Raw genomic sequence first — 21995 nt, 5'->3', positions numbered from 1 at the left:
CACAGTGGGAGAGTAGGTAGCCGCCGTTTTGATTGAAGCCTCCGGACTTGAAGAAGTTCCGGAGGCTTTTTTTGTATACGCACGTGTGAAATGTGACCTCTACCGTTTTTTCCCCGTGGGTGTGGATACGTTTCCCACGGAACTGTCCGGAAGGCTCCGCCATGTCTTTTCTCCGGCAGGGGCGGGTCCGGAAGTTTTGCTCTGTAGGGGGCGATGTTCATAAAGTGAGTTTATTTATGTCAATTCAAATTGCCTTTATATCTAAAGTGATCTATATCTTTGCAGATACACTTCTATAGAGATACTTGTAGATATATATTCCTATAAACTGTTACTCTAAAACTGGAATAAATAAAAAATCGTAGTTTATATAATGAAAAAACTTTCATTTTTATTTTGCGTTTAGAAAATAATCTCTACCTTTGCAACGTTTTAGATAAAATAAGAGATAAACAATGAACCAAGGATTTATACATATTTTGCTATGCGGCATTATTATTCTACTGGCAAAGTCAGCGGGAAGTGAGTGTTGTGCATAAAAGTATGTGTGAACAATGATATACGAAAGCCTTTCTCACTTCCCTGTGTGAAAGGTTTTTTTTTATGAATATAATAATGGTAAAATATAAAATTGAAATTTATGAGTGACAGATTATTTATTTTTGATACCACTCTTCGTGATGGCGAACAGGTTCCGGGATGTCAGTTGAATACAGTGGAAAAGATTCAGGTGGCTAAGCAGTTGGAAGCTTTGGGAGTGGATGTGATTGAGGCAGGATTTCCTATTTCAAGTCCGGGTGATTTCAATTCAGTAATTGAAATTTCTAAGGCTGTTACTTGGCCAACCATTTGTGCGCTGACTCGTGCAGTTGAAAAAGATATCGACGTAGCTGCTGACGCATTGAAGTTTGCCAAGCACAAACGTATCCATACTGGCATTGGAACTTCAGATTCTCATATCAAATATAAATTCAATTCTACTCGTGAAGAAATTATTGAACGTGCTGTGGCTGCTGTGAAATATGCACGTCGTTATGTAGATGATGTGGAATTTTATGCGGAAGATGCAGGACGTACGGATAATGAATACTTGGCTCGTGTGGTAGAAGCTGTTATTAAAGCGGGAGCGACAGTAGTGAATATACCTGATACTACAGGTTATTGCTTGCCTGAAGAGTATGGGGCGAAAATTAAATATTTGGTAGATCATGTAGATGGTATTGATAAGGCTATTATTTCTACTCATTGTCATAATGATTTGGGTATGGCTACTGCCAATACGATTAGTGGTGTGTTAAATGGAGCACGTCAGGTAGAAGTGACTATCAATGGCATTGGAGAACGTGCCGGTAACACTTCCTTGGAAGAGGTGGCAATGATTGTCAAATGCCATAATGATATTAATATTCAGACAAACATCAATACCCAGAAGATTTATCCGACTAGTCGTATGGTATCAAGTTTGATGAATATGCCAGTTCAGCCGAACAAGGCAATTGTGGGACGCAATGCTTTTGCACATTCATCCGGTATCCATCAAGATGGTGTTTTAAAAAACGTACAAACATACGAAATTATCGACCCGAAGGATGTGGGCATTGATGATAATGCTATTGTTTTGACTGCTCGTAGCGGACGTGCTGCGTTAAAACATCGTCTTCATGTTTTGGGAGTCGAACTGGAACAGGACAAATTGGATAAGGTATATGAGGATTTCTTAAAACTGGCTGATAAGAAGAAAGATATCACGGATGATGATATTCTGGTATTGGCAGGTGCCGATAGAAGTGTCAATAACCATATAAAACTGGATTACTTGCAGGTAACAAGCGGAGTGGGAGTTCGTTCGGTGGCAAGTTTAGGACTGAATATTGCAGGAGAGCACTTTGAAGCTGCTGCCAGCGGAAATGGACCGGTAGATGCTGCTATCAAGGCTTTGAAAAAAATTATTGACCGCCACATGGTATTGAAGGAATTTACGATCCAGGCTATCAGTAAAGGTAGTGATGATATGGGTAAAGTACACATGCAGGTGGAATATGACGGACAGATGTACTATGGTTTCGGAGCGAATACAGATATTATCGCTGCATCAGTAGAAGCATATATTGATTGTATCAACAAGTTTAAAAGATAATAATACGTAATACAAAAATGGCTAACACATTATTTGATAAGATTTGGGACGCCCATGTGGTACAAAAGGTTGAGGAGGGACCTACTCAACTTTATATAGACAGGCTTTATTGTCATGAAGTAACTAGTCCGCAGGCTTTTGCGGGACTGCGCGCACGCGGGGTGAAAGTCTTTCGTCCGGATCATGTATATTGTATGCCGGATCACAATACTCCGACACATGACCAGGATAAACCGATTGAGGATCCGGTTTCTAAAACACAGGTAGATACTTTGGCAAAGAATGCCAAAGATTTCGGCTTGGCTCATTTCGGTATGATGGATAAAAGAAATGGTATTATTCATGTAGTAGGTCCGGAAAGAGGGCTGACTTTGCCGGGGATGACAATTGTTTGTGGTGACTCGCATACTTCTACCCATGGTGCGATGGGAGCTGTTGCTTTCGGTATTGGAACCAGTGAAGTAGAAATGGTGTTGGCTTCACAATGTATCTTACAATCTCGTCCGAAAACCATGCGTATCACTATTGATGGTGAACTGGGTAAAGGAGTGACGGCGAAAGACATGGCTCTCTATATGATGTCTAAGATGACAACCAGTGGTGCTACTGGATTCTTCGTGGAATATGCCGGTTCGGCTGTCCGTAACTTGAGTATGGAAGGTCGTCTGACTTTATGTAATCTGAGTATTGAAATGGGGGCACGTGGTGGCATGGTTGCTCCTGATGAAGTGACTTTTGAATATATAAAAGGCAGGGAACATGCTCCGAAAGGTGTGGATTGGGATAAAGCGGTGTCTCATTGGAAAACGTTAAAGAGTGATGATGATGCTGTATTTGATAAAGAAATTCGTTTTGATGCAGCAGATATTCAGCCGATGATTACATACGGAACGAATCCAGGAATGGGTATGGGAATCACTGAGCATATTCCGGTAGATGATAAAAGTGCTTCTTTTAAAAAGTCTTTGGACTATATGGGCTTTCAGCCGGGCGAATCCTTGCTAGGTAAGAAAATTGATTATGTATTTTTGGGTGCTTGCACTAACGGACGAATTGAGGACTTCCGCGCCTTTACCTCTTTAGTAAGAGGGAAAAAGAAAGCAGATCATGTGACTGCATGGCTGGTTCCGGGATCATGGATGGTAGATGCACAGATTCGTGAAGAAGGTTTGGACAAAATCTTGGAGGAGGCAGGTTTTGCCATCCGTCAACCGGGATGTTCTGCTTGTCTGGCTATGAATGATGATAAGATTCCGGCCGGAAAGTATTCGGTATCTACTAGTAACCGTAATTTTGAAGGACGCCAGGGACCGGGTGCTCGCACGTTGCTTGCCAGTCCGCTGGTAGCTGCTGCGGCGGCGGTGACCGGTGTTATAACAGATCCTAGAGAACTAATTTAAAAATGCGAAGACAATGAAACAGAAATTCAATATCATAACAAGCACTTGCGTACCCCTTCCTTTAGAGAATGTGGACACAGACCAAATTATTCCGGCCCGTTTCTTAAAGGCGACAACTCGTGAAGAGAAATTCTTTGGTGATAATCTGTTCCGTGACTGGCGCTACAATCCGGATGGTTCTCTGAACAAGGATTTTGTATTGAATAATCCTACTTACGGTGGACAAATCCTTGTAGCGGGAAAGAATTTCGGTTCTGGTTCCAGCCGTGAACATGCAGCATGGGCTATCGCCGGATATGGTTTCCGGGTAGTTGTGTCCAGTTTCTTTGCTGATATTCATAAGAATAATGAATTAAATAATTTTGTACTTCCGGTGGTGGTGAGTGAAGGATTTTTGAAGGAACTTTTTGATTCAATTCATGCAGATCCGAAAATGGAAGTGGAAGTAAATCTGCCCGAACAGACTATAACCAATAAGGCTACAGGTAAAAGCGAACATTTTGAAATTAATGCATACAAGAAACATTGTTTGATGAACGGATTGGATGATATCGACTTTTTGCTGACCAACAAAGACAAGATAGAAGCATGGGAAAAAGCGTCAAAATAGAAATCATGGATACAACACTCCGCGATGGTGAACAAACCAGCGGAGTATCTTTTGTGCCCCATGAAAAATTGATGATTGCCCGATTGCTATTGGAAGATTTAAAGGTAGACAGGGTAGAGGTTGCCTCGGCCCGTGTATCGGATGGCGAATTTGAAGCCGTTAAAATGATATGTGACTGGGCTGCCCGCCGGAATTTGCTTCACAAAGTGGAGGTGCTCGGATTTGTGGATGGCCGTACTTCTGTAGATTGGATACAACGTACAGGATGCAGGGTAATTAACTTATTGTGTAAAGGTTCGTTGAAACATTGTACACAGCAGTTGAAGAAAACACCTGAAGAACATATTGAAGATATTGTGAATGTGGTGCGTTATGCCGATGAACTGGATATTGCAGTTAATGTATATCTGGAAGATTGGAGTAACGGAATGAAGGATTCTTCTGACTATGTATTCCAGTTGATGGACGGATTGAAGGATACCAGTATCAAACGGTATATGTTACCGGATACATTGGGTATCTTGAATCCTTTGCAAGTGATTGAATTCATGCGGAAGATGAAAAAACGTTATCCTTATACTCATTTTGATTTCCATGCGCATAATGATTATGACTTGGCTGTGAGTAATGTACTTGCTGCTGTGCTGAGTGGGGTTAAAGGACTTCATACTACTATCAATGGATTAGGGGAACGTGCAGGAAATGCACCGCTTGCCAGTGTTCAAGCTATTCTGAAGGATCATTTTAATGCTTTGACCAATATCGACGAAAGCCGTCTGAATGATGTGAGCCGAGTGGTGGAATCCTATTCTGGTATTGTTATTCCTGCCAACAAGCCGATTGTGGGTGAGAATGTGTTTACGCAAGTGGCCGGCGTTCATGCCGACGGTGATAACAAGAATAATCTTTATTGCAATGATTTGTTGCCGGAACGATTCGGACGTAAACGTGAGTATGCGTTGGGCAAGACTAGTGGCAAAGCCAATATCCGTAAAAATCTGGAGGATTTGGGACTTGATTTAGATGAAGAATCCATGCGTAAGGTAACGGAACGTATTATCGAACTGGGTGACAAGAAGGAATTGGTTACTCAGGAAGATTTGCCTTATATTGTTTCCGATGTGCTGAAGCATGGAGTGGTAAGCGAAAGTGTAAAACTGAAAAGTTATATTGTGACACTGGCGCATGGATTGAAGCCGATGGCTACTGTAAAAATAGAGATTAACGGAAAAGAGTTTGAGGAGAATTCCAGCGGTGACGGTCAGTATGACGCTTTTGTGCGTGCATTGCGTAAAATTTATAAAGTGACATTAGGGCGTAAATTCCCTATGTTGACCAATTATGCGGTAAGTATTCCTCCTGGGGGCCGTACAGATGCATTTGTGCAAACAGTAATAACTTGGAGTTTTGAAGAAAAAGTATTCCGTACTCGTGGGCTGGATGCTGACCAGACGGAGGCTGCTATCAAGGCTACCATGAAAATGCTGAATATAATAGAAAATGAATATGAAAATAATAATGGTTAGTGATTAGTGGTTAGTGGTTAATGAACAGTGTCGTCAGATTTCATTAACCGCCAACTATTAATCACTGACCGCTAACCATTAATCACTAAAAAAATGGATTTTAAAATTGCAGTTTTAGCCGGTGACGGTATCGGACCGGAGATTTCAGTGCAAGGCGTTGATGTGATGAACGCTGTTTGTGAGAAGTTTGGCCATAAAGTAAGTTATGAATACGCGATCTGTGGTGCAGATGCGATAGATAAAGTAGGTGATCCGTTTCCCGAAGCTACTTTTCAGGCTTGTAAGAATGCCGATGCAGTGCTTTTCTCGGCTGTAGGCGACCCTAAATTTGATAATGATCCTACAGCAAAGGTTCGTCCGGAGCAAGGTTTGCTGGCTATGCGTAAAAAATTAGGTTTGTTTGCCAATATCCGTCCTGTGCAGACTTTCAAATGCTTGGTTCATAAGTCTCCGTTGCGCGCCGAATTGGTGGAAAATGCCGATTTTATCTGTATTCGTGAACTGACCGGAGGGATGTACTTCGGTGAAAAATATCAGGATAATGATAAGGCATATGATACCAATATGTATACCCGTCCGGAGATTGAGCGTATTTTAAAAGTGGCTTTTGAATATGCCATGAAGCGCCGTAAGCATCTTACTGTAGTTGATAAGGCAAATGTGCTGGCATCTTCACGTCTGTGGAGGCAGATTGCACAAGAGATGGCTCCTCAGTATCCGGAAGTGACTACAGACTATATGTTTGTGGATAATGCTGCCATGAAGATGCTTCAGGATCCTTGTTTCTTTGACGTGATGGTGACTGAGAATACATTTGGTGATATTCTGACAGATGAAGGCTCTGTTATCAGTGGCTCTATGGGATTACTTCCTTCTGCTTCTACGGGTGAAAGCACTCCGGTATTCGAACCTATTCACGGTTCATGGCCACAGGCTAAAGGATTGAATATTGCCAATCCATTGGCTCAAATCCTATCGGTAGCCATGCTGTTTGAGTATTTTGACCTTAAGGAGGAAGGCGCCTTGATTCGTAAGGCTGTAGATGCTTCTTTGGATGAAAATGTGCGTACTCCGGAAATTCAGGTTGAAGGTGGGGGCAAGTATGGTACGAGAGAAGTGGGTGCCTGGATTGTGGATTATATCAAGAAAGCATAGAAATTTATAGTTTTTTTACGGAGAATCAGAAGTGAATGCCATTTTACTTCTGATTCTTTATTTTTATTGGATAAGAAAAAGTATATTTGATGCTGCAAATAAAACAAAGATAATAATTGAAAGACATTCAAATGAAGAATTTAGTTTATGCTTTGGTAGGAGCTGGTTTTATGATTGCCTGCCAGCCTTCGGACCGACCGGAAATCAGCGGTACGCTGACTGGTATCGAGAGTGATACATTATTGGTACAATCTTTTCCTGTAAATGATCGTGATAGTCGTAGGACAGATACGATTGCCATGCAAGATGGAAGTTTTGCTTTTAATTTAGGTGATAGTGTATTGAAACAGGTTTATATTTATGGTAAACCGTCAGTGAAACCCAATAAGGATGGCAGTATACCTGCCATATCGATGAAAGCTGTAAATTTTTTGCTGTTGCCTGGCCAACCTATAAAAATTTCAGGTTCATTGGATGAATATAAATTGGAGGGAGGTTCCTTTTATGACGATTATAATGAAGTGGTGGAGGACTGTAAAGTATATAGTCATAAAATAGATTCATTGAATGTAGTCTGTATGGATATGGAGAAAAAAGGAATGCCCGGAGATTCTATCCGTAAAGTTTATGCTCCAGCAAAAGAATGGTATGGAAATATTTTAAAAATAAAAAGTGACTATGTTAGGCAGAATCCGGATAAAGATGTATCAGTATATGTAATGTCACAGTTGTCAAGGGATCAGTTGGGGGATGCTTTTAATGTTTTGACTGACCGGGTAAAGGAAGGAATGATGGCTCCTTTATATCAGAGAATGAGAGAAGGATATGAGAAAGAACTGGCTCGCGATAAAGCAAAAGAAGCAATGAAACCAGGTAATCCTGCTCCGGAATTTACTTTGAAGGATTTGGATGGAAAGAATTTTGACTTATCTTCTCTGAGAGGTAAATATGTAGTGCTTGATTTCTGGGGAAGCTGGTGTGGATGGTGCATAAAAGGAATTCCCGAAATGAAAAAGGCATATGAAAAATACAAGGGAAAAATAGAATTTGTAGGGATTGACTGCAATGATACAGAGGATAAATGGAAAAAAGCAGTAGCTGAGCATCAATTGCCGTGGATTAATGTACGCAATATAGGTGAACCGGATGTGGCGGTGATGTATGGAGTAAGTGGTTATCCCACTAAATATGTGATTGATCCTGAAGGGAAAATTGCTAAACAGGTAGTTGGCGAGGACCCTGAATTTTATATGTATCTGGACGCATTGATGAAATGATGAAAGGTTCCGGATAATTATGAATAACAGAGGTGTGCCATTATTTGAACACACCTCTGTTGTTTAATTTAGAATTTTTTTACGCGTATATGACAGTAAGGTTCTCCTCCCGTTTTATCGTAATAGTGCTGATGATAGTCTTCTGCTTCCCAAAATTTCTCGGCAGGGCGTAATTTGGTATTGACTCTATGACCTTTCGAGCGAAGCAGTTCGATGACCTCTTCAGCTTCGGATTTTTGTTTTTCATCCATGTAGAAAATCATACTCCGATATTGCGGTCCGAGGTCGGGACCTATTCCATCGGTTTGTGAAGGATCATGTATTTCAAAAAAAAGTTTGCACAAATCCACATAAGAAACCATGTCGGCGTCATAATCTACAAAAATAGCTTCTACATGGTGGGTCATGTGGGCTTTTACCTGAGTATATGTGGGGTTGGCTTCCGGACCACCTGTATAACCGACTGTAGTGTTTAGTACACCCGGAATACGTTCGAACTGATGTTGTACGCCCCAGAAGCATCCGGCGGCGAATATCGCTTTTTCTACTTTCATGTTCTTTATTCTTTTAAATTGTATGCCAAATATACGGAATACCCTTTAAAACGAGAAACCTACCTTATGCTTTTTTTAATTAAACTAAAGGAATATCGTTAAAGATTCCTCTACCTTTGCAACCGGAATTAATTAATATAGAAAATCGGATGAAACAGATCGTATGTTATCTTATGTTGCTATGCGCATGTATGCAGTTGCAGGCGCAAACTTACGATGAACTGATAACCAGTGCGTTGGATGCGGCAAAAAAAGACAGTTTGACAAAATCGGAAATTTTGTTCAAACAGGCATTGAAGATGGATCCTGCCAATATGCGTAATGCTTTATTGTTTACTAATCTAGGAACGGTCCAGCGGAGATTGGGGAAAATAGATGATGCTATTGATTCGTACACGTTATCCTTGAATATTACTCCATATTCTGTTGTTACATTGCTCAATCGTGCTTCACTCTATTTGGAAAAAAATTTGTTTGACAGGGCTTATGTGGATTATTGTAATGTGATTGATATAGACAAGACAAATAAGGAAGCATTACTTTTCCGGGCTTATATTTATATGCAACGTAGGGATTATAAAGGAGCGAGAATAGATTATAACACTTTATTACAGGAGGAACCGGGGAATAATACTGCACGTTTGGGCAGGGCGCTTTTAAATCAGAAGGAATTGAAATATCGTGAATCTTTAGAAGATTTCAACAGATTGGTTTCCGATAATCCCAGAGATGTCTCTTATCTGAAAGCTCGTGCTACATTGGCTGTAGAAATGAATACGCCTGATCTGGCTTTATTGGATTTGGAGGAGGCCGCCAAACTGGCACCGGACGATGCGGAAATTTATGTGATGTGTGGTGAGATTTATTTAAGTCAGAAGAAGAAAAGGGAAGCGTATGTTGCTTTTGAAAAAGCAATAGAGTTGGGAGTGCCCCGACCGGAGTTGCAGGATAAGCTGAAAGAGAGTAAATAAAAATGTAAACAGGACTATTGTCAGATAATCATCGTGCTTTTACAACAGGAACAGAATTTATCTGTTCCTGTATTGGTATATGGGGAATAGTTTTTTCATTTCTTCAATATCTTTTTTATCAACTCTATAAATTCTTTTCCGTATTTTTCTTTCTTATATTCGCCGATACCATTGATGTTGCCGAATGCTTCTATAGTTGTAGGTTGTTGGGCGGCGATCAGGTGCAAAGTCTTGTCGGATAGAACGATATAGGCAGGTATAGCTTGTTGGTCCGCCAGTTTTTTACGCAGTACACGTAATTCCTCAAACAAGTCCTTGTTTTCATTTCCAAAAGTAACCGGAGTGGGAAAGAGTACCTCTTCCTTGGCTTTCTTTTTGCGTTTTTCCTTAGCAGGTACGAATTCTTCCCGTTTGATGACTACCAGCATGGCGGGTTCTTTGCCGAACAATACTTTTTGCCCGCTTTCGGTTATTTTGAGGTGATTATTCTCATTATAGGCTATTTCGAAATATCCTAGATTCAGCATTTGCAGCAGATAATCTTGCCAGTCGCGTGCGGGAATATCTCTTCCTGCAGCATATGTTTTCAATTTGTCATAACCTTTGTCAATCAGTTCTTGGTTCGCTGACCCTTTCAATATGTCTATTAACATGTGAGTGCCTATTTGTTGGTTAGTTCGGGCTATTGCACTCAACGCTTTTTGTACAATGATTGTTCCGTCAAAGCGTTCGGGAGGATTACGGCACACATCACAATTGCCACAATCATGGTCCATTGTTTCACCAAAATAGTTCAGCAGAATACGCCTCCGACAGATATCCGATTCAGCATATTGTTGCATCCGGTGTAATTTTTCTAAGTTAATTTCTTGCTGGCTGCTTTCTGTAGCGAATTTGGAAAGCATAACCAAGTCTCCCAGTGAATAGAACAGCAAAGTATCACTTTCCATACCATCACGTCCGGCACGTCCTATTTCTTGATAGAAACTTTCTATGCTTTTAGGAAGGTTATAATGAATAACCCAGCGTACATTGGATTTATCAATTCCCATCCCGAAAGCAATAGTGGCACACACTACCTGTACACGATCGTTTATGAAATCATTTTGTGCCTTATCACGCATATCACTGCTTAATCCTGCATGATAAACGGTTGCACGGATACCTTGTCTCATCAGCATTGCGGCCACACTTTCTGTTTTGCTGCGGCTCATGCAATAAATGATACCACATTCATTTTTGTGTTTTTCTATAAATTCAAGGATAGTCCGTGTCTTATCCTTTTGTTGGTAGCCTCTTTTTACTTCCAAACTCAGATTGGGCCGATCAAAGGAAGATATGAATATTTTAGGATCTTTCAAGGCCAATTGTTGTACAATGTCTTTTCGGGTTATTTTGTCAGCTGTAGCAGTCAATGCTACAATCGGTACTTTGGGAAACTGATCACGTAGTACCTTTAATTGGGTGTATTCAGGCCGGAAATCATGTCCCCATTGTGAGATGCAATGAGCTTCATCAATGGCAAATAAAGAAATTTGGATATCTTTCAGCAGGAAATTTGTTTCTATAAGTAATCGTTCAGGGGAAATATAAAGCAATTTGATTTTTCCTTGAAGGCATTCGCGACGTAGATTTATATTTTCTGTTTCATTATTGCTACTGTTCAGTGCCCGTGCTGCAATTCCGTTTGCTTGTAAACTTTCCACCTGGTCTTTCATTAAAGAAATAAGAGGTGAAACGACAATGGCCATACCTTTCATCAGTAAAGCCGGTAATTGATAACAGATGGATTTCCCTCCTCCTGTAGGCATTAATACCAAAGTATCCTTTTGAGCTAATATATTTTGAATAATATCTTGCTGTAAAGGACGGAAACTATCGTATCCGAAGTAATTTTTTAGAGTTTGGAACATATCTGTTTATTATTTTAAAACGTAATCGGCTACAAAGGTAGTAAAATCTTTAGATTTGGTCGGGATCTCTGCCTGATAATAATAAATAAGATATACTTTTATTCGTAACTCATTTGGTTTGAAATTACTACTTGAAAGAGAAGCCGGTTATTGTAGATCTGACAAATAAACTTTTTTGCCACTTAAAAAACAAAGTGTTGTGATTATTTAAGAAATAAATTAGGCGAAAAAAGTTGCATATGAAAAAAACTTTTCCCACATTTGTCCAAAATTAGATGTTTGCATTTATATAACTAACCAAACAACGAAAAATTAAAAGAAAAATTAACTGATGAGCGACGTGGAAAAAAAATCAGAAACCCAGGAAGCGGCTCCTAAGAAAAAGCCGTATAACCTGAGAGAAAAGAAAGAGAAAAAGGCTGCTTACAGATCTCTGATTAGAGCAGAACTTGCCGATGAATTGTATGATAAGATTTTGAACATTGTAGTTGTTCAGAAAAAGTACAAAGACCCTAATTATTCAGCAAAAGACTTGGCGAAAGAATTAAAGACAAATACTCGTTATCTGTCAGCTGTAGTGAATTCCCGCTTCGGAATGAATTATTCTTGTTTGCTGAATGAATATCGTATTAAAGATGCTTTGCATCTTTTAGTTGATAAACGTTATATGGATAAGAATGTGGAAGAGATTAGTGCAATGGTAGGTTTTGCTAATCGCCAATCTTTTTATGCTGCATTTTATAAGAATGTGGGTGAGACCCCTAATGGCTATCGTAAGAGAAATCAAGAAAAGAAGTAAGAGCATAATGTGTTACATTATAATTTAGAAAAAGGAAAACAATTGTTTTCCTTTTTTTGTTTCGGCTCATGAATTATGTATCTATGAAAAAAAACGTTGATTGTAGAAATGAAACAGGCTGGGTGCAATGAAGTAGACAAGAGCATGAATAAAATGGAGGAATTTAATTATACGGTTGAACAATTTGCCGACTTACAGTTACTTCGATATAAAGTGTATGGATTTGAAGAACTGAGTTTGAAACAAAAAGAGTTGATTTACTATTTATCACAAGCTGCTTTGCAAGGTCGTGATATTTTGTTTGATCAGAATGGCAAATACAATTTGCTTATTCGTAAAATGTTGGAAACCGTATATACAGAGTATCAGGGAGATCGTACAGAGGTGAATTTCGTCAATTTGGAAACTTATCTGAAACGTATATGGTTTTCTAACGGAATTCATCATCATTATGCTTCGGATAAGTTCGTACCTGGTTTCACTCCGGAATTTTTTAGAGATGCATTGAATAATGTGGATGCATTGAAGTTGCCTTTGGGTAAAGGGGAAACAGTGGAAGAACTTTGTGAAGAAGTCTTTCCGGTGATTTTTGATCCTGAAATGATGCCTAAACGTGTGAATCAGGCAGACGGGGAAGATTTGGTCCTGACTTCGGCTGCAAATTATTACGAAGGAGTAACCCAGAAAGAAGCGGAAGATTTTTATCATAATTTGAAGAATCCGGATGATATGATGCCGGTAATGTTTGGTATGAACAGCCGTTTAGTGAAAGAGGACGGAAAAGTACAAGAAAAGGTCTGGAGATCTGGAGGATTGTATGGGCAAGCTATTGATAAGATCATTTATTGGTTGGACAAGGCTCTTGGTGTGGCAGAAGATGCACAACAAAAAATAGTTATCGAAAAATTAATTCGATTTTATAAAAACGGGGACTTGAAAGATTTTGATGAATATTCTATTGCGTGGGTGAAGGATTTGGATTCACACGTGGATTTTGTTAACGGCTTTATTGAAAGTTATGGAGATCCGTTAGGACTGAAAGCTAGTTGGGAGTCCATTGTGAATTTTAAAGATCTGGAAGCAACCAAGCGCACGGAAATTATCAGCGCTAATGCCCAATGGTTTGAAGATCACTCACCTGTAGATCATCGGTTTAAAAAAAAGGAAGTGAAAGGTGTGTCGGCCAAGGTGATTACAGCCGCTATGCTGGGGGGGGATTTGTATCCTGCTACGGCGATTGGGATTAATCTCCCTAATTCCAACTGGATTCGTAGTGTGCATGGTTCTAAATCTGTAACCATCGGAAATCTGACAGATGCCTATAATAAAGCGGCTCATGGTAATGGATTTACAGATGAATTTGTTTGCGGTGCCGAAGAGAAAGAATGGATAAAGAAATATGCAGATCTTACAGGGGATTTACATACTGATTTGCATGAATGTTTGGGGCACGGTTCAGGGCAGTTGTTACCGGGAGTAGATCAGGATGCTTTGAAAGCCTATGGATCTACGATAGAAGAGGCACGTGCCGATTTATTCGGTTTGTACTATCTGCCGGATGACAAAATGATAGAGTTGGGGCTTACACCGGATGGAGATGCCTTTAAAGCAGAATATTATACTTATATGATGAATGGCCTGATGACCCAGTTAGTCCGCATCGAGTTAGGTAATATGGTAGAGGAAGCACACATGCGTAACCGCCAGCTCATTGCGCGGTGGACATTTGAGAAAGGTGCTGCAGATAAGGTGGTTGAACTGGTTAAGAAGGATGGGAAAACGTATGTGAAGATAAACGATTATCAAAAACTGCGCACTCTGTTCGGACAGTTGCTGGCTGAGATACAACGCATTAAAAGTGAAGGAGATTTTGAGGCTGCCCGTAAATTGGTCGAAAAGTATGCGGTGAAAATAGATCCGGTTTTGCACGCCGAGATATTGGCACGTTATGAAAAACTTCATCTGGCTCCTTACAAAGGTTTTGTAAATCCTGTATATGAGGCCGTGACAGATAAGGATGGAAATATTATAGATGTAAAAGTATCTTATAATGAAGGTTACGCGGAGCAGATGTTACGTTATAGCAAAGAATTTGCGAATCTTCCTTGTAGAAATGAATAAGAAAAAATATGGATGTACACGAAACAATAAAAGACATAAAGGGGCAATTCCGTTTGTTTATGAATGGGGTGGTTTCCCAAAGTATGCGTGAGAAGGGATTAGACTATAAACTGAATTTTGGCATCGAACTTCCGCGTTTGAAAGAAATAGCTGCTCGTTATGAAAAAAATCATGAAGTGGCGCAGGCTTTGTGGAAAGAAAATATCCGTGAATGCAAAATTCTGGCGGGGATGTTACAGCCGGTAGAAACATTTTATCCGGAAATAGCTGATATATGGGTAGAAGATATGCGCTATCCTGAAATAGCGGAACTGACTTGCATGAGTTTGTTCCAATATTTGCCTTATGCTTCGGAGAAGGCTTTCGAATGGATGGCCGATGATCGTGAATATTTTCAGTTATGCGGCTTTATGCTGATGGCAAGACTGTTGATGAAGGGGAATCAGCTGACTGAGCGTTCGGAAGCTGAATTTTTGGATCAGGCAATGGCCACTTTACAAAGCGAGGGAGTGTTGCCTCGCAAAGCAGCTGCTACTGCTTTGAAGAAGTTTGCCGTTCAAAGCAAGGAAAATGGCAAAAAGGTGAACCGGTTGTTGGCTCCATTAGTCAAATCAGATAAGGTAGAAATAGCTTCTTTGGCCGGAGAAATAAAATTAGAAACAGAATCTTGGCATTAAACTTTCATGTTATCATAAAAAGGCTTAACTTTGACGGCGGAACTGAAATCTGTGATGGAAGAGAATGTGAAAGATAAGGTAAAGCAGATCTTGACAGAATATCTGCAGGTTAACGGGCATCGGAAGACACCTGAACGATATGCTATACTCGATACTATCTATTCCATTAAAGGTCATTTTGACATTGATACGCTTTATAATTATATGGCAAATGAAGGGAAATTCCGGGTAAGCCGGGCTACTCTTTATAATACCATCATTCTTTTTATCGATGCAAAATTGGTTATTAAACATCAGTTCGGCAATTCTTCCCAGTACGAGCGTGCGTACAACAATGAAACCCATCATCACATGATATGTACGGAATGCGGCAAAGTGACCGAATTTCAGGATGAGAATCTGAAACAAGCCATTGCCAATACGAAGCTGAAGAAATTTCATGCCTCGCATTATTCCTTATATATCTATGGTGTATGCAGCAAGTGTACTTGGGCCAAGCGTAGGAAGAAAAAAGATAAGTAACATAAAACGAAGAAACATGAAAGTAGATGTCTTGTTAGGTTTGCAATGGGGTGATGAAGGCAAAGGAAAGGTTGTCGATGTTCTGACTCCCCGTTATGATGTAGTAGCTCGTTTCCAGGGAGGTCCGAATGCAGGCCATACACTGGAATTCGAAGGCCAGAAATATGTGCTCCGTTCCATTCCTTCCGGAATATTTCAAGGAAATAAAGTAAACATTATTGGTAATGGTGTGGTACTGGATCCGGCTTTATTCAAGGCTGAGGCTGAAGCCTTGGAAGCTAGCGGACACCCCCTGAAAGAACGTTTGCACATTTCAAAGAAAGCTCATTTGATTTTGCCTACTCACCGCATTCTGGATGCAGCCTATGAAGCTGCTAAAGGAGATGCCAAAGTGGGAACTACCGGAAAAGGTATAGGCCCAACTTATACTGATAAAGTGAGTCGTAACGGTGTACGTGTAGGTGATATCCTTCATAATTTTGAAGAAGTGTATGGAAAAGCAAAGGCACGCCACGAACAGATCTTGAAAAGTCTGAACTATGAATATGATATAATCGAGCTGGAAAAACAATGGTTGGAGGGGATCGAATACCTGAAACAGTTCCATTTGGTGGACAGTGAACATGAAATCAACAATCTTCTGAAGTCGGGTAAGAGTGTGCTTTGTGAAGGTGCGCAGGGAACGATGCTTGATGTTGATTTCGGTTCTTATCCTTTTGTCACTTCTTCAAATACCATTTGTGCCGGTGCTTGTACCGGTTTAGGTATCGGTCCTAATAAAATTGGTAATGTATACGGTATCATGAAAGCGTATTGTACCCGTGTGGGGTCAGGTCCTTTCCCTACCGAACTGTTTGACGAAACTGGTAAGAAAATCCGCGATTTAGGTCATGAATATGGTGCGGTGACAGGTCGTGAACGTCGTTGTGGCTGGATTGATCTTGTAGCTTTGAAGTATTCTATCATGGTAAACGGGGTGACCCAGTTAATTATGATGAAGAGCGATGTGTTGGATGATTTCGAAACCATCAAAGCATGTGTGGCTTATAAAGTAAATGGTGAGGAAATTGATTACTTCCCTTATGATATTAGCGAGGGGCTGGAACCTGTATATGCGGAGTTGCCCGGCTGGAAGACTGATATGACCAAGATGACCAGTGAGGATGAATTCCCGGAAGAATTCAATGCGTATGTCACTTTCTTGGAAGAACAGCTGGAAACCCCGATCAAGATTGTTTCGGTAGGTCCTGATCGTGATCAGACTATTGAACGCTATACGGAAGAATAATAGAGAAGAATCTTATAAGATAAAAAAGAGATACTGTTTTCCTTTGGAGGCAGTTTCTCTTTTTTTGTATACATCCATCTGTTTCTATGTATATTTGATAAAATTGTAACATCTATAATGATACCCATGTAAGATAATATATCTTTCGTCTTTATCGTCTATATCTTTCCGGCTGCTATTCAAGATGTGTGTGGAGCATCAATTGTGCATTATTGCGTATTATTGTGCCAAATCGCGTCAAATCGCGTCATTCCGTCCGGGCTTCTTTCTATATTTGCCATAAATAAAAAAATATTGATATGGCATTACAAACAACCGGATTGGAATTTTTCTACCTGAGTGTAGATTTCTTCGAGAATGATAAAATATTGTTGGTGGAACAAGAGTTGGGCAGTCGGGCTACATTGCTTGTATTGCGCTTGTTGGCACGTATTTACCACAAAGGATATTTTTGCCGTTGGGGAAAGGATGAGTGTCTGCTTTTTACCCGCAGATTGCCCGAAGGTTGTACGGCGGATTATGTACAGCAAGTGGTGGATGCACTATTGGAACGTGGCTTTTTCAGTAAAGTCCAATACGAAAAATTTGGAATTCTTACTTCGGAAAGCATACAGGGACATTACTTTGAGGCAGCACAACGACGGAAGCGTGTAGAGGTGCGGGCTGATTACTTGTTAATAGAGATTTCAAAATACAAGAATTTGTATGTAGACGGCAGTAATGTAGGCATTTCAACGGAAAATGTGGACATGAAAACCGGAAATGTAAACATGAAGTCACAAAGTAAAGCAGAGGAAAGTAAAGCAGAGCAAAAAAAAGAAAAGGACCCCTCCTCTTTTTGTGCTCCAGAAAAGAAGAGGATTTTTGCGGAGAAAGAGACCTTTTCTTCTATTCCTGTAGATGGAAAACGCAGAAATACTTCCGGACTGGTTGAAGCTTTGCAGCAGTGGGGGATAGGAGATGATAATTTATATAAGATAGTGGGTTACTGTGATTATGGTGTGATAGGGCATCCGATATGGAAAATATTAGCTGATATGCGTATGTCAGGTGGAAGGATACATCAACCGTTAGCCTTTATTTGGTCGCGCCTGCGAGTTTGACCGATTAGGGTTTAGTAGATTGATAAATACTGTAATTGTGTAATAAAGAAAACGATTGATAGTTTTATGGTTCATATAAGTAGAAAATAAATAGAATATTAAATAGATAATAGCCTGATTTTTAGAGTGCTGATTATGCTAATGGTAGAGTATAAGTAGAAAGTGACTAAAAAAACATTCATAATATATTGTGTATCAAGTAAAAGAGGGAAATAATATAAGTATGGTGGACTTAATGAGTAGAGGAGAACGGTAAGCATAAGTTCTTTTGGAACTCATTTTATCAATAATATCGCAAAGATATAAAATTTTATTGAAAATAAAAGAATAAGTCTATTATTTTTGTCTATAATATTTTTTATTCATATGTATTGTTTAGTTGTGATAATTGTTATAAATAGAATGTTTGTTTCATTTTGAGTATGAAATGATGTGAAATATATGAAAATTGTCAAGAAAATCATTCTTTTTCTTTGATAATCATTTTCTTCTTCATATATCTTGTTCCACATAAAGCACTCTGTTGTTTTTGTTTCCTTAACTATTTATTCTCCGTATGAAATTACTCTTTTAACAGTTGAATATCTTTGGAACGACTAAGATTTAGGCGTTTTTTATAAGAAATGATTCTTGTACTTTCCTCTTTTATAGAATTAAGTTCCAAAAGAACTTGGATAATGTTTAATTAAAAGAGAGTGAGTATGAAAGAAAAAGTGTTAATGTTACTAGCTTGTCTGTGGTTGGGTATCGGCTTCTCTATGGCTCAAGCGCCTAAAACAGTTGCAGGAGTTGTAACTTCAGCGGATGATGGTGAGCCGATAATAGGTGCGTCTGTTTTAGTGGAAGGAACTACTATGGGAGCGATTACGGATGTGGATGGCAAGTTTGCTATCAATAATGTTCCTGCAGATGCCAAAGCGCTGATTGTTTCTTATCTGGGTATGATCACTCAGCGAGTTGGAATTCAGCGTGGTACTATTACTGTAACAATGAAGTCGGACACAAAAGTGTTGGATGAAGTGGTTGTAACTGCTCAAGGATTGAACCGTAAACAAAAAGCGTTGGGTTATTCTACACAAAAGGTGGCAGGTGAGGATCTAACTATTTCACGACAGACCGATTTGGGTAATGCTATGGCCGGTAAAGTGTCGGGAGCACGTTTTATAGGTGGTGCCAGTTCTGGTTTTGATGCAGGTACTATTATTTTGCGTGGTGCAGGTTCCATTCCTTCTTCGTCCCAGTCGGATAATCCGGCCAATGAACCTATTTATGTGGTAGATGGTGCTATCACCAACAAAAACTCTATCAATATGGATGATGTGGAAAGTATAAACGTATTGAAAGGGCCCGCAGCTACTGCCCTTTATGGTTCGCGTGGTGGTGCAGGTGCTATCATCATAACTACTAAGGCGGGACAAAGCGAGAAAGGGTTGCTTGAAGTAAGTCATACACTGCAGGCCGAGACTTATTATAATCATTTCAATATGCAGAAGTTGTATGGTGGAGGTGGATATGGAGGTACGGAAAAAGGTAACAGGGCTCAGGATATTTATGATTTGTATAGTGGTGATATTCCCGGTTTGCAAGGTGCTTATGTGTACGATTATAATGAGGACACTTCTTGGGGAGCTGCATACGATCCGGCTGTGAAATATGTCACTCCGTTGTCATTAGACGAAACCAGTGGTTATTATGGAAAACCAGCCACTTGGCAACATGGATTGGATTTGAGAGATCTTTATCGGACTGGTGTAACCAATACAACCAACGTTTCGTTTTCAAAGAGTGTGAAAGATTTTAATACCCGTGTTTCTTTCACCAATAGCTATCGTACTGGTGTGCAGCCCAATTCGGACGCTATTCGCCGTTTCTTAGGGTTCAAGACTAATTTCAAACCCACACCGTGGATGAATGTGTCATTGGATTATAAATATACCTATCGTCAGGATCATAATGCTGCCGAAAGTGGATATAACGGTTCACGTACCGTTTTGCAGGAATATACCCAATGGGGACAGACCAATGTCAATTTAAAAGATTATAAGGACTATAAACGTCCGGACGGATCATGGAGGACGTGGAATATCAACAGTGTGAATAACCAAAGTGCTGCATTCCATGATAATCCGTATGCTTTGTTTCATGAATATAATCATCGCACCATTTATCAATGGAATGTATTCAGTGGTGATGTGTCTGTGGACCTTCCTTATAACTTGAAGGCAGGGGTACGCGTAAATGGTAACATACGTGGTTACAAATTGGAACGCGAACGCCCTTCAGGATCTATTAATTTCCGGTCAAATTATCGTCAGGATCAAAGCAGTTTGATTGATTTGACCGTACAAGGACGTTTAACTTGGGGACAATCATTTTTTAAAGATAAACTAACGGTAGACGCAGCTCTTTTTGCAGAAGCACGTGACTATACGTACGATAATTTATATGCATACACCAATACGAATTATGATTTGTCTTTGGACGATTACTATAATTTGGCTGCTTCATCGGGTACTATTGCTTTAGCCTATAATGAGAAAACACATTACAAAGAACGTAGTGTTTATGCCACAGCTACCATGGGATGGGATGATACTTATTTTCTTGACGCTTCTGTTCGTAACGATATGTCTTCCACATTGAGTCCTAATCATAACAGCTATTGGTATGGTGGTCTTTCCGCTTCTGTCCTTGCTCATAAATGGGTGAATGCAGAATGGCTGAACTTCTGGAAACTGCGTGCTAGTGCGGCTCAAGTAGGTACTACGCTCAATGCTTACAATATTTATCCTACTTATTCGCTGGATACCAGTTATGGTTCACATGTTACAATGTATGAACCTTCTTCTCAGAAAAATTATAATATCGAGCCGTCTATTTCCACTTCGTATGAAGTAGGTACGGAATTCCGTTTGTTCAATAATCGCTTATGGGGTGATTTCAACTATTATACCCGGGATGACAAAGATCAGATAATCTCCGTAACCTCTGCTCCGCAGTCGGGGTATTCCACTCGTAAGATGAATGCTGGTTTAATTCGTAATCGGGGTGTTGAATTGAGTTTGGGCGGGATGCCTGTTTCCACTAAGAACTGGAAATGGGAAATGAATTTCAATATAGCGAAGAATAGTAATAAACTGGTGGAACTAGCTGATGGAGTGGATTCTTACTCTATTTATTGGACTTCATTCACAACTCGTTTGTATAATTATGCTATGGTTGGTAAATCGCTTGGTGTGATAACCGGTAATACATGGGAACGTGATGACAATGGCAATATAATTTTCCATGAACTGAGTGCTTCGCAGAAGGCATTGTATGGTGGTGAATATGTACCTACTTACAATCAGAATACACTAGATGAACTGGGTAACTTCCATCCGGATTTCACTGGTGGTTTTAATACTAGTATCAGTTTTAAGAATTTCCGTCTGTCGGCTAATATTGATTTCTCTGTAGGCGGACAGATTGTATCCTATACTAATATGTGGGGTAGCAGTAGCGGTATTCTTGATAAAACAGCTGAACTTAATGACCGTGGCGTCAATGTTCGTGAACCGATAAGCAAAGGTGGTGGTATCCACATGACTGGTGTGGATCAGAATGGCAATAAGGTAGATACCTATGTCAATGCCAAATTATATTATACCACAGCTTCCCGTGTATGGGAAGAATGGGTGTATGACCGTACTTACGTGAAACTTCGTGAAGTGTCATTGTCGTATGTTTTCCCGTCACAGACTTTGAAGAAACTAAATATCGGCCTGAGTCGTGCCAGTGTGGCAATTAATGCTTCCAATCCATGGTTGATCTACTCAGCTTGTCCTAATGTGGATGTGTCTGAAATTGGTATGGGATATTTTGAGGGTGGTAATGCCGCTGCAACCCGTTCGATAGGTTTTACCGTTAATCTTGCTTTTTAAACCATAAAACGAAGAATCA

At 39.9% G+C, this 21995-nt stretch carries 16 protein-coding genes; 14 read left to right on the top strand and 2 right to left on the bottom strand.

The genetic code is table 11. From position 1 onward, the window contains the following. The first annotated feature begins 640 nt into the window (after positions 1-640). The 6 genes from RE317_RS19525 (at position 641) to RE317_RS19500 (ending at position 8105) form a co-directional block, all read left to right on the top strand. Positions 641-2137: a 2-isopropylmalate synthase gene (locus RE317_RS19525; protein WP_005840837.1), complete on the top strand. Its 1497-nt coding sequence runs from the start codon at positions 641-643 to the stop codon at positions 2135-2137. Between the two features lie 17 nt (positions 2138-2154). Continuing rightward, the gene (leuC, locus tag RE317_RS19520; RefSeq protein WP_005840840.1) at positions 2155-3537 is read left to right on the top strand and encodes a 3-isopropylmalate dehydratase large subunit; all 1383 of its coding nucleotides are present in this window, start codon (positions 2155-2157) and stop codon (positions 3535-3537) included. Between the two features lie 13 nt (positions 3538-3550). Then, positions 3551-4147 (top strand): 3-isopropylmalate dehydratase small subunit, encoded by a 597-nt coding sequence (gene leuD / locus RE317_RS19515; RefSeq protein ID WP_005848913.1) that lies wholly within the window; start codon positions 3551-3553, stop codon positions 4145-4147. Continuing rightward, complete coding sequence (locus RE317_RS19510; protein WP_008667926.1) at positions 4126-5673, top strand: alpha-isopropylmalate synthase regulatory domain-containing protein; 1548 nt, start codon at positions 4126-4128, stop codon at positions 5671-5673. Before leuD ends, RE317_RS19510 begins: the two co-directional genes overlap by 22 nt. A gap of 93 nt (positions 5674-5766) precedes the next feature. Further along, positions 5767-6828 (top strand): 3-isopropylmalate dehydrogenase, encoded by a 1062-nt coding sequence (gene leuB / locus RE317_RS19505; RefSeq protein WP_117873970.1) that lies wholly within the window; start codon positions 5767-5769, stop codon positions 6826-6828. Positions 6829-6959: 131 nt separating this feature from the next. Then, entirely contained in the window at positions 6960-8105 is a 1146-nt protein-coding gene (locus RE317_RS19500; RefSeq protein ID WP_117873972.1) for a TlpA disulfide reductase family protein, read from the top strand. Positions 8106-8173: 68 nt separating this feature from the next. Here RE317_RS19500 and msrA read toward each other — a convergent pair whose 3' ends face one another. Continuing rightward, entirely contained in the window at positions 8174-8659 is a 486-nt protein-coding gene (gene msrA, locus RE317_RS19495) for a peptide-methionine (S)-S-oxide reductase MsrA (RefSeq protein WP_005848903.1), read from the bottom strand. A gap of 116 nt (positions 8660-8775) precedes the next feature. On the opposite strand from msrA, the gene RE317_RS19490 reads away from it, so the two are divergent. After that, positions 8776-9630: a lipopolysaccharide assembly protein LapB gene (locus RE317_RS19490; protein WP_117873968.1), complete on the top strand. Its 855-nt coding sequence runs from the start codon at positions 8776-8778 to the stop codon at positions 9628-9630. Between the two features lie 95 nt (positions 9631-9725). On the opposite strand, the gene recQ is transcribed toward RE317_RS19490, so the two are convergent. Further along, positions 9726-11543 carry a DNA helicase RecQ gene (gene recQ / locus RE317_RS19485; RefSeq protein WP_117873966.1) on the bottom strand — a complete coding sequence of 606 codons (1818 nt, stop codon included), beginning with the start codon at positions 11541-11543 and terminating at the stop codon, positions 9726-9728. Between the two features lie 331 nt (positions 11544-11874). On the opposite strand from recQ, the gene RE317_RS19480 reads away from it, so the two are divergent. From RE317_RS19480 to RE317_RS19450, 7 genes are all read left to right on the top strand, one after another. Beyond that, positions 11875-12342, top strand: a complete 468-nt coding sequence (locus RE317_RS19480) for an AraC family transcriptional regulator (protein WP_005841109.1) — start codon at positions 11875-11877, stop codon at positions 12340-12342. A 108-nt stretch (positions 12343-12450) separates the two neighbouring features. Further along, on the top strand, positions 12451-14463 hold the full coding sequence (locus tag RE317_RS19475; RefSeq protein ID WP_117873963.1) for a dihydrofolate reductase: 2013 nt from the start codon (positions 12451-12453) through the stop codon (positions 14461-14463). An 8-nt stretch (positions 14464-14471) separates the two neighbouring features. Beyond that, positions 14472-15140 (top strand): DNA alkylation repair protein, encoded by a 669-nt coding sequence (locus RE317_RS19470; RefSeq protein ID WP_117873961.1) that lies wholly within the window; start codon positions 14472-14474, stop codon positions 15138-15140. A gap of 30 nt (positions 15141-15170) precedes the next feature. After that, the gene (locus RE317_RS19465; protein WP_005841116.1) at positions 15171-15662 is read left to right on the top strand and encodes a Fur family transcriptional regulator; all 492 of its coding nucleotides are present in this window, start codon (positions 15171-15173) and stop codon (positions 15660-15662) included. Between the two features lie 16 nt (positions 15663-15678). Then, complete coding sequence (locus tag RE317_RS19460; protein WP_117873959.1) at positions 15679-16950, top strand: adenylosuccinate synthase; 1272 nt, start codon at positions 15679-15681, stop codon at positions 16948-16950. Between the two features lie 299 nt (positions 16951-17249). Beyond that, a complete protein-coding gene (locus RE317_RS19455; protein WP_117873957.1) occupies positions 17250-18053 on the top strand; it encodes a DUF4373 domain-containing protein in 804 nt (267 codons plus the stop codon). A gap of 701 nt (positions 18054-18754) precedes the next feature. Next, entirely contained in the window at positions 18755-21976 is a 3222-nt protein-coding gene (locus RE317_RS19450; protein WP_117873978.1) for a SusC/RagA family TonB-linked outer membrane protein, read from the top strand. The last annotated feature ends 19 nt before the right edge of the window (positions 21977-21995 follow it).

Origin of the sequence: Phocaeicola sp. GP0067, from assembly GCF_031119655.1 — a bacterium.
Taxonomy (GTDB): Bacteria; Bacteroidota; Bacteroidia; order Bacteroidales; family Bacteroidaceae; genus Phocaeicola; species Phocaeicola vulgatus.
The sequence above is the reverse complement of the archived record's forward strand: the minus strand, read 5'-3'. Positions and strand labels throughout refer to the sequence as shown.